This window comes from Pseudomonas sp. CP-1 (assembly GCF_021213715.1).
Lineage (GTDB): Bacteria > Pseudomonadota > Gammaproteobacteria > Pseudomonadales > Pseudomonadaceae > Pseudomonas > Pseudomonas aeruginosa.
Genome location: NZ_JAJQKY010000011.1, coordinates 195,425 through 207,603, shown reverse-complemented (window position 1 = coordinate 207,603; position 12,179 = coordinate 195,425). Strand labels below are relative to the sequence as shown.

Genomic DNA, 12,179 nt, shown 5'->3' with positions numbered 1-12,179 from the left:
GAAGTCGTAGCCCTTCTCCAGCAGCTCGGTGCGCTTGCCGCCCCAATCGCCGAGCATCCATTTCGAGTTCGGGGAGAACGCCTCGGCGGCGTGCGCCGCGCTCCCCAAGCCCAGCGCTCCAAGGGCAAACAGGCAGCCAACGGTCCTGGCGGCCGGTCTGGTTTTCTTGTTCTTGTACATTTCCAGCGTCCTCGTGGTTGTGGTCTAGGCAGTACGAAAGGATTCAGGAGTTCTTCTGGCGATTGCCGTTCAAGGCGGTGACCTTCTCCGCCGCCACGCCCGCCGTGCGCACGGCCACGCGCTCGCCGCTCTGCGCGTCGAACAGCAGGACCCGCGCGGGATCGAAGCGCAGGCTCATGCCGCTGCCCGCGGCCGGCGCGACGTCCGGCGCCAGGCGGCAACAGACCTTGACCTGGTTGACGGTGACGAAGACCAGGGTGTCCGGCCCGGTCGGTTCGAGCACCTCGACCTCGGTACGCAGGTCATGGGCAGCGCTGCCATCGCCCAGGGCGATCTGCTCGGGCCGTACGCCGAGGATCAGCTCGCGCCCCTCCTCCAGGCCAGGCTCCAGGCTCAGCGGCAGTTCGATACGGTCCTGGCCGCTATCGAGCAGGCCGGTCCAGCGTCCGTCCCGGCGCTGCAGGCGCAACGGAATGAAATTCATCGGCGGCGAACCGATGAAGCTGGCGACGAACAGGTTGGCCGGGTCGTTGTAGATCTGCTGCGGCGTGCCGAACTGCTGGATGACGCCGTCCTTCATCACCGCCACCTTGTCGCCGAGGGTCATGGCCTCGATCTGGTCGTGGGTGACATACACGGTCGTGGTCTTCAGCCGCTGGTGCATCAGCTTCAGCTCGGTGCGCATTTCCACCCGCAGCTTGGCATCGAGGTTGGACAGCGGCTCGTCGAACAGGTAGACCTTGGGCCGCCGCGCCAGCGCCCGGCCCATGGCCACCCGCTGCTGCTGGCCGCCGGAGAGCTGCGACGGCTTGCGTTCGAGCAGGTGCTCGATCTGCAACAGCCTGGCCACCCGCGCCACCTCCTCGTCGATGGCGGCCTGGGACATCTTGCGGATCTTCAGGCCGAAGGCGATGTTCTCGCGCACGCTCATGGTCGGGTACAGGGCGTAGGACTGGAAGACCATGGCGATGTCGCGGTCCTTGGGGCTCATGCCGCTGATGTCCTGGCCGTCCACCAGGATCGCACCGCCGGTGATGCTCTCCAGTCCGGCGATGCAGTTCATCAGGGTCGACTTGCCGCAGCCCGAGGGGCCGACGAGGATCAGGAATTCGCCGGAGTCGATCTTCAGCCGGATGTCCCTGAGGGTATCGGCCAGGCCGCTGCCGTAGCTCTTGTGCAGGTTGCGCAGTTCGAGGGTTGCCATGTTTCGTTCGTCTCCGGGGTCAGCGACCCGTCTCAGCCTTTCACGGCACCGGCGGTGAGGCCGCGCACGAAGTACTTGCCGGCCAGTACGTAGACCACCAGCGTGGGCAGCGCGGCGATCATCGCCGCGGCCATGTCGACGTTGTATTCCTTGACCCCGGTGGTGATGTTCACCAGGTTGTTCAGGGCCACGGTGATCGGTTGCGAATCGCCGCTGGCGAACACCACGCCGAACAGGAAGTCGTTCCAGATCTGGGTGAACTGCCAGATCAGGCAGACCATCACGATGGGCGTGGACATCGGCAGCAGGATGCGCAGGAAGATGGTGAAGAAACCGGCGCCGTCCAGGCGCGCGGCCTTGACCAGGGCATCCGGGATCGCCACGAAATAGTTGCGGAAGAACAGCGTGGTGAAGGCCAGGCCGTAGATCACGTGGACCAGCACCAGGCCACTGGTGGTATTGGCCAGGCCGAGCTTGCCGAGGGTGAAGGACATCGGCAGGAGGATCACCTGGAACGGTAGAAAGCAGCCGAACAACAGCGCGCCGAAGAACAGCTGGGAACCGCGGAAGCGCCACATCGACAGCACGTAGCCGTTCAACGCGCCGATGAAGGTGGAGATCAGCACGCCGGGCACGGTGATCAGCACCGAGTTCCAGAAGAACGCGCCGACGCTGTCCCAGGCCTTGAGCCAGCCGATGACGGTGAAGGTGTCGGGCAGCGACAGCAGGTTGCCGGTGCGGATGTCGTCCGGCGTCTTGAAGCTGGTCAGCAGCATCACCAGCAGCGGCACCAGGTAAAGCGCGCAGGCGCCCCAGAGGGTCAGGTGCACGGCCAGGCGGCTGACGCTGAAGCTCGGGTTCAGGGACGCGTCACGCATGGCGCTTGCCTCGCAGTTCGGAATACAGGTAAGGCACCACGATCGCCAGTACCGCGCCGAGCATCAGCATCGCGCTCGCCGCGCCGAGCCCCATCTGGCCACGGGTGAAGGTATGCGCATACATGAACATCGCCGGCAGGTCGGAGGAATAACCCGGCCCGCCGGCGGTCATCGCCGCTACCAGGTCGAAGCTCTTGATCGCGATATGGGCGAGAATCATCAGCGCGCTGAAGAACACCGGGCGCAGGCTCGGCAGGACGATGCGCAGGTAGATGGTCGGCAGGCTCGCACCGTCGACCTGGGCGGCGCGCACGATGGCCGGGTCGACCCCGCGCAGGCCGGCGAGGAACAGCGCCATGACGAAGCCGGAGGCCTGCCACACGGCGGCGATCACCAGGCAGTAGACGACCCGCTCCGGGTCCACCAGCCAGTCGAAGCGGAAACCTTCCCAGCCCCAGTCGCGGAGCAGCTTGTCCAGGCCCAGGCCCGGATTGAGCAGCCACTTCCAGGCGGTGCCGGTGACGATCATCGACAACGCCATGGGATACAGGTAGAGGGTACGGATGAAGCCTTCGCGGCGGATGCGCTGGTCCAGCAGCACTGCGAGGAACACTCCGAGCACCAGGCAGATGGCGATGAACGAGCCGCCGAAGAGCAGCAGGTTCTTGCTCGCCACCCACCAGCGGTCGTTGTCCCACAGGCGCTGGTACTGGCTCAGCCCGGCCCACTTGTAGCTGGGCATGAAGCGCGAGTTGGTGAAGGACAGCAGCAGCGTCCAGCCGATGTAGCCATACATGCAGAACAGCACCACGACCACGCTTGGCGCCAGCACCAGCTTCGGCAGCCAGCCTTGCAGGCGATCGAGCGGCGAGACGCGACGAGGCGCTACCGGAGCCGTGGGATAGACAGGGGAATTGGTCGCCATGCGTTTTCTCGCGTGCGAAGGAACCCACCCGTGCCGCTCGGCGGCACGGAGCCAGTCGGGAGGATCGAGCGGAGCCCAGGCCGGGCTCCGCGCCAGGGACTTACTGCGCCGCCGCCTCGATGGCGGCCGCCAGTTGCTGGGCGGCCTTCTGCGGGTCCGCGGCGGGGTCGTTGAAGAAGTTGGTCACCACGTCGAAGATCGCCCCCTGCACGTAGCTGGAAGCGGCCATGCTGTGGGCCATGCTCGGCACCAGGTTGCCGTCCTGGGAAGCCTGCTTGAAGTCCTTCATCGACTGCTGGGCGCAACTGTCGAACGGCGCCATGTCGGCGTCCAGGCGAACCGGGATGGAGCCCTTGTTGAGGTTGAAGTCCTTCTGGAAGGACGGATCGAGCACGCTGCGCGCCAGGTCTTCCTGGGCCTTGCGGTTCTCCGCGTTGCTCAGCTTGAACATCACCAGCGAGTCGATGTTGTAGTCGAAGGCCTTCTGCGTGCCGGGGAACGGCAGGCACTGGTAGTCCTTGCCCGGCACCTTGCCGGCGGCGGTGAATTCGCTCTTCGCCCAGTCGCCCATGATCTGCATCCCGGCCTTGCCGTTGATCACCATCGCCGTGGCGGCGCTCCATTCGCGACCGGCGGCGTCGGCATCGACGTAGCCGCGGAGCTTCTTCAGCGCGGCGAACACCTCGACCATCTGCGCTCCGGTGAGGGTCGCCTTGTCCTGTTCGACGAAGGCCTTGCGATAGCCTTCCGGGCCCATCTTGCTCAGCACCAGGTTCTCGAACACGGTGCCGTCCTGCCACGGTTGGCTGCCATGGGCCAGCGGCGTGAAACCGGCGGCCTTGAGCTTGTCGGCGGCGACGAACAGTTCGTCGAGGGTGGTCGGCGGGGTGGCGCCGGCCTTCTTGAACACTTCCGGGTTGATGTAGAGCCAGTTCACCCGGTGTACGTTGATCGGCACTGCTACGTAGTCGCCGTCGTACTTCATGATCTGCGCCACCTGCTTCGGCAGCAGGCTGTCCCACTTGCCTTCGGCGGCCACCGCGTTGAGGTCGGCGAGCAGGCCCAGTTCGCCCCACTCCTGGATATCCGGCCCCTTGATCTGCGCCGCGGCCGGCGGATTGCCGGACACCGCGCGGGTCTTCAGCACGGTCATCGCCGCCTCGCCGCCACCGCCGGCCACGGCGAAGTCCTTCCAGGTGTGGCCCTTGGCTTCGACCAGCTTCTTCAGGGTTTCGGCGGCGCGCTTCTCGCCGGCGGAGGTCCACCAGTGCAGCACTTCGACTTCGCCGGCCTGGGCCAGCAGAGGGGAGAGACAGAGGGAGGAAAGACAGATGACGGCAGAGAGGCGACGGATCGCATTCATGAGGAAAACCTTCTTCTTGTTATTCGGAGCAAGTCTGCGCTTGCAATGCTTCGAGTCTATTCAAGCGTTCCGCGTCGCGGGTAACGAAGCGATCCGGGTTTGTCACGGAGTGGTTACATTGGGATTGAGGCAGAGCAGGAAAATCTGGACTTGAACTCGGCAAGGCGGTTTCGCGACAGAAACCTCCTACAACACGAGAATGACCTCCAGCACCACCTCCCTGCGCGCCAGCACGTTGTCGTTCCAGAACCGCAGTACCCTGGACCCCGGCTCTCCAGCCAGGCATCGGCCGGCGAACCCACATGCTGCCCGCCATCCAGTTCGATCACCAGCATCCGCTCATGACAGACGAAATCGACGATGTACGCCCGAGAATCTTCTGCCGACGAAACTTCAGCCGGAGCAATCGATGCCCGCGCAAACACTGCCATAGCGCCCGCTCCGCCTCTGTCTGCCGCTGCCACAGAACGCGGGAGAACCTCGTGCCTACCTGCCTCGTTCAAGGGCCCGCCAAGCCAGCCCATCACTCCAGCCCCAGGCGCGGCAAGCGCAGGCTGACCCGCAGGCCGCCCTCGCGACGGTTCTGCAAACTGACTTCGCCGCCATGGGTGTGCGCGATGTTGCGCGCGATGCCCAGGCCCAGCCCGTAGCCCTGCCCTCGCGGAGACAGGCGGAAGCGCGGCTCGAAGATCTGTTCCAGGCGCTGCTCGGGCACGCCGGGGCCGTCGTCGTCGACGTGCAGCACCACCGCTTCCGGCCCGTCCTCCAGGCTCAGGCGGGCGCGTTCGCCGTATTTCAGCGCATTGTCCAGCAGGTTGCCGATACAGCGCTTGAGCGCCAGGGGCTTGCCCGGATAAGGCTCCGCGGCACGACCGACGACCTCCACCCGGCCATCGGCCAGGTAGGGCTCGGCGATGTGCTGGAGCAACAGGTTGAGGTCGACCGGCTCGACGTTCTCGTGGATATCGGTGTCCTTCACGCACTGCAGCGCGCCCTTCACCAGCAGTTCCAGCTCGTCCAGGTCGCGCCCGAACTTCTCCTGCAAGCGCTCGTCCTCGAGGAGTTCTACCCGCAGGCGCAGGCGGGTGATCGGCGTGCGCAGGTCGTGGGAAATGGCGCTGAACAACTGCCCGCGCTCGTTCAGGTAACGGTCGATGCGCTCGTGCATGGTGTTGAAGGCGCGCGCCACCTCCACCAGTTCGCTGGCGCCGCGTTCCTCCAGCGCTGCCGACGGACTGCCCAGGGCCAGGTCGCGTGCGGCGCGCGCCAGGCGCTTGAGCGGACGGCTCTGCCAATGCATCAGCAAGCCGGTGAAAAGCAGCAGCAACAGGCTGGTGAAAACGATCGAGAGCACCTGCTGCGGTTGCAGTCCCTCGGGTTCCAGGCTGACGTACGGCGCCGGCATCAGGCTGGCGATGTACAGCCACTCGCTGTCGCCGATGCGGATCTGGGTCACCAGCACCGGCGGGTTCACCGGCTCCAGGGTCAGCGCGTAGTGCGCCCAGGAACGCGGCAGCTCGTCGAGCTTCAGCGCGCCGTTGAACAGGCGCAGCTCGTCGGGACTGACGAATTCGACCTGCAGCTCGACCTCCTTGCCCAGGCGTTGATGCAACACGTCCTGGACGATCTCCAGCACCGCCTGCTTGTTCGGCGTGTCCGGCAGGGCACGCATCTCCAGCGGCCGGTCGTTCAGCGAGACGAAGAAGCGCGTACCGCCCATGCTGCGCAACTGGTCGAGCACCAGCGGACGGTAGCCGAGCGGCAGGGAACGGAAGTAGCTGACGCTGGCCGCCATCGAGTAGGCCAGGCTGCGCGAGCTGGTGAGCAGGCCCTCGCGCTGGCTGGAGCGCAGGTGCGACAGCCAGAACAGGCTGGAAAGCCCTTGCGCGACCAGCACCGCGAGCAGGGTCAGGAGCAGCATGCGCCCGAGCAGCGAGCGCGGCACCGGCGACCAGCGCCGCCGTTCGCTCATGGCTGCAGGTGCGGCCGCACCTGCGCCGCCAGCAGGTAGCCACTGCCGCGCACGGTCTGGATCAGCCGCGGCGCCTTGCCGGTGTCGCGCAGGCGCTGGCGCAGGCGGCTGACCGCCATGTCGACGATGCGCTCCAGCGGCAGCACCTCGCGGCCGCGGGTGGCGTTGGCGATGGTGTCGCGGTCGAGGATCTGCTGCGGATGGTCGAGGAACAGCTTGAGCAGGGCGAAATCCGCGCCGCTGAGGAAGAACTCCTCGCCGTCCTCGTGGAACAGCCGGTGGCTGACCGTATCCAGTCGCCAGTCCTCGAAGGCCAGTACGTCGCCACCGCGCACCTGGGTGAACTGCGCGCGGCGCAGCAGGGCCTTGATCCGCGCCAGTAGCTCGCGCGGGCTGAACGGCTTGCCCAGGTAGTCGTCGGCGCCCAGTTCCAGGCCGATCACCCGGTCGGCCTCGTCGGAACTGGCGGTGAGCATAATGATCGGCATGCAGGCCAGGCGCTGGTGGGAGCGAATCCAGCGACAGAGGCTGAAGCCGTCCTCGTCCGGCAGCATCACGTCGAGGATCGCCAGGCTCGCCTCCTCCTCGCACAGCGCCTGGCGGAAGTCGGCGCCCCGCGAGACGCTGCGGACCTGGAAGCCAGCGCGGCTCAGGTAGGTCTCCAGCAATTCGCGGATCTCCTGGTCATCGTCCACCAGCAGGATCGATCGTCCGTTCGCGCTCACGAGGCTCCTCCTTATGCGGTTGCTCGACGCCGACTCAGCCCTCGGCGTCCAGGGCCTGCTGCAGGGCGACCCCGGCGCCGAGCAGGCCCGGATGTTCGGCGGTCATGACCCACACCGGTACGTCCTGCAGGTAAGCGCCGCTGGTCTTGCCACGCCTGGCGAAGGCCTCGGCGAAGCCGCTGGCGATGAAGCGCTCGAGGAAACGCGGGACGATGCCGCCGGTAATGTAGACGCCACCGAGCGCGCCGACGGTGAGCACCGCGTTGCCGGCGACCCGCGCCAGCCACAGGAAGAAGTGCTCCAGCACGGCGTCCGCCTGGGCGTCGCCGGCCATGGCCAGGGCACCGACTTCCGCCGCACTGCTCGCGCGTACGGCAACCCCGTCCAGGGCACAGCTGATTTCATAGAGGGCGAGCAGGCCGTTGCCGGACAGTGCGCGCTCGGCGGAGACATGTCCGTAGCGCGCCTGCAGGCCCTGCCAGAGCGCGAAGTCGCGCGGCGAAGTGACCGGCAGGTCGACATGCCCGCCCTCGCAGGGCAGCACTTCCCAACGTCCCCCGCCCAGCGGCAGCAGGCTGCCGACGCCAAGGCCGGTGCCGGGACCGATGATCAGCCGGGCGCGATCCGCCTGGGCGCTGCCGGCGCGGACCTGCACCAGCTCGTCCGCGCCCAGCCGCGAGGCGGCCCAGGCCATGGTGCTGAAGTCGTTGACCAGCAGCAGGTGATCCAGCCCCAGCTCCTCGCGGAACGCGGCGCGATTGATCACCCAGTGGTTGTTGGTGAAACGGAAATCCGCCGCCCCAACCGGACCGGCGCAGGCCAGGCAGACCGAGTCGATGTTCGCCACCGATTCGCCGATCCGCGCCAGGTAGTCGCGCACGGCCAGTTCAGGCCGTGGGTAGTCGGCGCAGGCGAGCACCTCGATGGATTCCAGGCGCTGCCCGCGCCAGAGCGCGAAACGCGCATTGGTGCCGCCGATATCGCCGACCAGGCCGAGGCCGCCGGCGCTTCTCTTGTTGTCGTTATTCATCGTCGTTGAACCGCAATGCCCCGCGCCAGGGCGGGACGGTCGGCAGATGTTGCCGGAGAGACAGCCGCCAGCCAAGCGCCGGCGGACATCGACCTATCAGAATCAGCGCCAGCCGTTGAGGCTCTCGGTAAAGCTGCAGGCGCCCTCTTCCGCGCTGCTCATGGCGTTGCGCATGAAGGCGAACAGCTCGCGGCCGCAACCGAGATTGCCGTCCTGCGGCGCCGGCTCCAGGCTGCGCGCCTGCCATTCGGCGTCGTCGACCAGCACCCGCAACTCGCCGTTCACCCCATCCACCCGTACCCGGTCGCCGTCGCGCAGGCGCGCCAGGGGACCGCCGGCGATGGCTTCCGGACTCACATGGATGGCCGCGGGCACCTTGCCCGACGCCCCGGACATGCGCCCGTCGGTGACCAGCGCCACCTTGAAGCCACGATCCTGCAGGACCCCGAGGAACGGCGTGAGCTTGTGCAGCTCCGGCATGCCGTTCGCCCGCGGGCCCTGGAAACGCACCACGGCGACCAGGTCGCGCTCCAGCTCGCCGGCCTTGAAGGCCGCGGCCAGGCTGGCCTGGTCGTGGAAGATCCGTACCGGCGCCTCGACCACCTGGTGTTCCGGCGCCACCGCCGAGACCTTCATCACGCCGCGACCGAGGTTGCCCTCCATCAGGCGCAAGCCGCCTTCGGCGGAGAACGGCTTGTCCAGCGGACGCAGGATGGCTTCGTCGAGACTCCGTTCCGGCCCTTCGCGCCAGACCAGCCGGCCATCCTCGAGGAACGGCTCGCGGGTGTAGCGGCGCAGGCCGGGGCCGGCGACGGTCTGTACGTCCTCGTGAAGCAGCCCGCCGTCGAGCAGTTGGCGGATCAGGAAGGACATGCCGCCGGCCGCCTGGAAGTGGTTGATGTCGGCCTGGCCGTTCGGATAGATGCGCGCCAGGGTCGGCACCACATGGGACAGCTCGGACATGTCCTGCCAGGTCAACTGGATGCCCGCCGCCTGGGCGATCGCCAGCAGGTGCAGGGTGTGGTTGGTCGAGCCGCCGGTGGCGAGCAGCGCCACCACCGAGTTGACGATGGCCTTCTCGTCGACGATCTCCGCCATCGGTACGTAGTTGCCGTTCTCGGGGGTCAGCCGGCTGGCCTGGCGTGCCGCTTCGCGGGTGAGTTCGTCGCGCAGCGGGGTGTTCGGGTTGACGAAGGAAGCACCGGGCAAGTGCAGGCCCATCACCTCCACCAGCAACTGGTTGGTATTGGCGGTGCCATAGAAGGTGCAGGTGCCGGGTGCATGGTAGGAGGCCATTTCCGAGGCCAGCAGCTCTTCGCGAGTGGCCTTGCCCTCGGCGAACAGTTGGCGCACCGCGGCCTTTTCCTTGTTGGAGATGCCGGTCGGCATCGGCCCGGCCGGGACGAACACGGTGGGCAGGTGGCCGAAGCGCAGCGAGCCGATCAGCAGGCCCGGCACGATCTTGTCGCAAACACCCAGGCACAGCGCTGCATCGAACATGTTGTGAGACAGCGCGATGGCGGTGGACATGGCGATCACGTCGCGGCTGGCCAGCGACAGTTCCATGCCCGGCTCGCCCTGGGTCACCCCGTCGCACATGGCCGGCACGCCGCCGGCGAACTGGCCGACCGAACCGATCTCGTGCAGCGCCTGCTTGATCAGCCCCGGAAAGCGCTCGAACGGCTGGTGCGCCGAGAGCATGTCGTTGTAGGCGGAAACGATGGCCACGTTGGCCTGGTTCATCAGCCGCAGGGTCTGCTTGTCGCTTTCGCCACAGGCCGCGACCCCGTGGGCGAGGTTGCCGCACGGCAGGGTGCCGCGGTGCGGCCCCTTGCTGGCCGCCGCCCGGACCATCTCGAGGTAGCGCTGGCGAGTGGCCGCGCTACGGGCCTGGATGCGGCGGGTGACTTCGAGCACACGAGGGTGCATGGCAGATTCTCCTACAGACTATCAATTGTTGTTTTTACAACATAATCATCGGTTGAAGGATGTTTACTTTTTTTTCTGGACGAAATGTAATGGTTTTTACCACAACAATAGAAAAGAGACGACCTCATTATGACTATCCGCCTGGCCATCAACGGCTTCGGTCGCATCGGCCGAAACGTTCTTCGCGCCCTGTATACCGGCCACTACCGCGAACAGTTGCAGGTAGTGGCGATCAATGACCTCGGCGACGCCGCGGTCAACGCCCACCTGTTCCAGTACGACAGCGTCCATGGACGCTTTCCCGGCGAGGTCGAGCGCGATGCCGAAAGCCTGCGGGTGATGGGCGACCGCATCGCCGTCAGCGCCATCCGCAACCCGGCGGAACTGCCCTGGAAGAGCCTCGGCGTGGACATCGTGCTCGAGTGCACGGGGCTCTTCACCAGCCGCGACAAAGCCGCTGCCCACCTGCAGGCCGGCGCCGGCAAGGTGCTGATCTCGGCGCCCGGCAAGGACGTCGACGCCACCGTGGTCTACGGCGTCAACCACGAGGTGCTGCGCGCCTCCCATCGGATCGTCTCAAACGCCTCCTGCACCACCAACTGCCTGGCACCGGTGGCCCAGGTGCTGCATCGCGAGCTGGGCATCGAGCACGGCCTGATGACCACCATCCATGCCTACACCAACGACCAGAACCTCTCCGACGTGTACCACCCGGACCTGTACCGCGCACGTTCGGCGACCCAGTCGATGATCCCCACCAAGACCGGCGCCGCCGAGGCGGTCGGCCTGGTCCTGCCGGAACTCGCCGGCAAGCTTACCGGGCTGGCGGTGCGGGTGCCGGTGATCAACGTGTCGCTGGTCGATCTCACCGTGCAGGTGGCCCGGGATACCAGCGTAGACGAGGTCAACCGCCTGCTGCGCGAGGCCAGCGAGGGCTCTCCGGTGCTCGGTTACAACACCCAGCCGCTGGTGTCGGTGGATTTCAACCACGACCCGCGCTCGTCGATCTTCGACGCCAACCACACCAAGGTCAGCGGCCGGCTGGTCAAGGCGATGGCCTGGTACGACAACGAGTGGGGCTTCTCCAACCGCATGCTGGACAGCGCCCTGGCGCTGGCCGCCGCCCGCGACTGACGCGCCTCAGCGGAACTTGCGCCGACCGCGCGCCTGCAACGCCAGCAGGCGCAGGTCGGCCTCGGCGAGGATCAGTCGCTGCTCGGCCTTGTCCGCGCGCTTCCAGGCACGGATTTCCTGGCGCGTACGCCCGCAGCCGCGGCACACGTCGGCATCGAACTCACAGATATTGATGCAAGGACTTTTCAAGCGTTCCCCTTTTTTCGGCGCGGACCGCAACCGGTCCTCGCCCGTCACTTCACGACAGGCGGTGGGCCGGCGTCCAGGAGGGAATGACTATCGGGCCGATCGAGCGGCCCGCGGTCACTCGGCCTCGGCGTCGCGCAGGCTTTCGTAGGCAGGCGCGGCATAGATGCCGGCCTCGACGCAGAGCGCCATGACCCGCGGCAGGTCCTGGGTATAGACCAGCACCGCCTGCAACTCGTCGTCCAGCGGCTCGCTGAAATCCACCAGCACGTAGCCGCCCTTTTCCGGATACATGCTGCTCAGTTGCACCTGGATACGGTTGAGGGCGACCAGCGGCTCGGTCTTGAGCAACTGCTTCGGCTTGATGTTGAACGCCACGTCCTTGCCGAAGGAGGCGACGATCCGGGCGAACAGCTCGGCATAGGTATCGGCCTGGAACAGCACGATATCCGGCAGGCTACCGACCACCACCCACTCGCCGAGCGGGATCGGGAAGCTGTCGTCGTAGTTGATGTCCGGGTTGGCGGCGAGGAACCCTGCCGGATCGGCGTAGGCCTGGGCCGCCTCGTCGGCGATCCGCCGGATCTCCTCGGCGCCCATGCAGCCGGTGCTGATGAGGGTGATCAGTTCGTTCAGGGTCTCTTTCATGGGCG

General features: G+C 66.6%; 11 protein-coding genes and 2 pseudogenes. 1 reads left to right on the top strand and 12 read right to left on the bottom strand.

The window, feature by feature from the left end:
- The 10 genes and pseudogenes from LT948_RS21710 to edd form a co-directional block, all read right to left on the bottom strand.
- Nucleotides 1–180, bottom strand: a pseudogene (locus tag LT948_RS21710) (porin); the annotation flags it as partial.
- A gap of 43 nt (nucleotides 181–223) precedes the next feature.
- On the bottom strand, nucleotides 224–1,384 hold the full coding sequence (locus LT948_RS21705) for an ABC transporter ATP-binding protein (RefSeq protein ID WP_003091469.1): 1,161 nt from the start codon (nucleotides 1,382–1,384) through the stop codon (nucleotides 224–226).
- Between the two features lie 32 nt (nucleotides 1,385–1,416).
- Entirely contained in the window at nucleotides 1,417–2,262 is an 846-nt protein-coding gene (locus tag LT948_RS21700; RefSeq protein WP_003091470.1) for a carbohydrate ABC transporter permease, read from the bottom strand.
- A complete protein-coding gene (locus LT948_RS21695) occupies nucleotides 2,255–3,187 on the bottom strand; it encodes a carbohydrate ABC transporter permease (protein WP_003091471.1) in 933 nt (310 codons plus the stop codon). The genes LT948_RS21700 and LT948_RS21695 overlap by 8 nt, the downstream gene beginning before the upstream one ends.
- 100 nt (nucleotides 3,188–3,287) lie before the next feature.
- Nucleotides 3,288–4,550, bottom strand: a complete 1,263-nt coding sequence (locus LT948_RS21690; protein WP_003091472.1) for an ABC transporter substrate-binding protein — start codon at nucleotides 4,548–4,550, stop codon at nucleotides 3,288–3,290.
- A gap of 113 nt (nucleotides 4,551–4,663) precedes the next feature.
- Nucleotides 4,664–5,016 (bottom strand): annotated as a pseudogene (locus LT948_RS21685) (endonuclease domain-containing protein).
- Between the two features lie 57 nt (nucleotides 5,017–5,073).
- The gene (gtrS, locus tag LT948_RS21680; protein WP_003130488.1) at nucleotides 5,074–6,495 is read right to left on the bottom strand and encodes a two-component system sensor histidine kinase GtrS; all 1,422 of its coding nucleotides are present in this window, start codon (nucleotides 6,493–6,495) and stop codon (nucleotides 5,074–5,076) included.
- A 23-nt stretch (nucleotides 6,496–6,518) separates the two neighbouring features.
- Entirely contained in the window at nucleotides 6,519–7,247 is a 729-nt protein-coding gene (gltR, locus tag LT948_RS21675) for a two-component system response regulator GltR (RefSeq protein ID WP_003091475.1), read from the bottom strand.
- Nucleotides 7,248–7,281: 34 nt separating this feature from the next.
- Nucleotides 7,282–8,277: a glucokinase gene (locus LT948_RS21670; RefSeq protein WP_003091477.1), complete on the bottom strand. Its 996-nt coding sequence runs from the start codon at nucleotides 8,275–8,277 to the stop codon at nucleotides 7,282–7,284.
- Nucleotides 8,278–8,379: 102 nt separating this feature from the next.
- Complete coding sequence (gene edd / locus LT948_RS21665) at nucleotides 8,380–10,206, bottom strand: phosphogluconate dehydratase (RefSeq protein ID WP_003091478.1); 1,827 nt, start codon at nucleotides 10,204–10,206, stop codon at nucleotides 8,380–8,382.
- Between the two features lie 129 nt (nucleotides 10,207–10,335).
- Between edd and gap the strand changes: the two genes are divergently transcribed.
- Nucleotides 10,336–11,340 (top strand): type I glyceraldehyde-3-phosphate dehydrogenase, encoded by a 1,005-nt coding sequence (gene gap / locus LT948_RS21660; RefSeq protein WP_023875072.1) that lies wholly within the window; start codon nucleotides 10,336–10,338, stop codon nucleotides 11,338–11,340.
- Between the two features lie 6 nt (nucleotides 11,341–11,346).
- Here the strand turns inward: gap and LT948_RS21655 are convergent, their stop codons facing one another.
- A complete protein-coding gene (locus LT948_RS21655; protein ID WP_003091481.1) occupies nucleotides 11,347–11,529 on the bottom strand; it encodes a DUF1289 domain-containing protein in 183 nt (60 codons plus the stop codon).
- Between the two features lie 114 nt (nucleotides 11,530–11,643).
- A complete protein-coding gene (locus LT948_RS21650; protein WP_003114836.1) occupies nucleotides 11,644–12,174 on the bottom strand; it encodes a hypothetical protein in 531 nt (176 codons plus the stop codon).
- Between the last annotated feature and the right edge of the window lie 5 nt (nucleotides 12,175–12,179).

What these genes read in the sequence shown, in the direction of transcription:
- LT948_RS21700 (WP_003091470.1), bottom strand. Translation starts at nt 2,262, where the DNA reads ATGCGTGACGCGTCCCTGAACCCGAGCTTCAGCGTCAGCCGCCTGGCC.
- LT948_RS21690 (WP_003091472.1), bottom strand. Translation starts at nt 4,550, where the DNA reads ATGAATGCGATCCGTCGCCTCTCTGCCGTCATCTGTCTTTCCTCCCTC.
- LT948_RS21705 (WP_003091469.1), bottom strand. Translation starts at nt 1,384, where the DNA reads ATGGCAACCCTCGAACTGCGCAACCTGCACAAGAGCTACGGCAGCGGC.
- edd (WP_003091478.1), bottom strand. Translation starts at nt 10,206, where the DNA reads ATGCACCCTCGTGTGCTCGAAGTCACCCGCCGCATCCAGGCCCGTAGC.
- gap (WP_023875072.1), top strand. Translation starts at nt 10,336, where the DNA reads ATGACTATCCGCCTGGCCATCAACGGCTTCGGTCGCATCGGCCGAAAC.
- LT948_RS21695 (WP_003091471.1), bottom strand. Translation starts at nt 3,187, where the DNA reads ATGGCGACCAATTCCCCTGTCTATCCCACGGCTCCGGTAGCGCCTCGT.
- LT948_RS21650 (WP_003114836.1), bottom strand. Translation starts at nt 12,174, where the DNA reads ATGAAAGAGACCCTGAACGAACTGATCACCCTCATCAGCACCGGCTGC.
- LT948_RS21670 (WP_003091477.1), bottom strand. Translation starts at nt 8,277, where the DNA reads ATGAATAACGACAACAAGAGAAGCGCCGGCGGCCTCGGCCTGGTCGGC.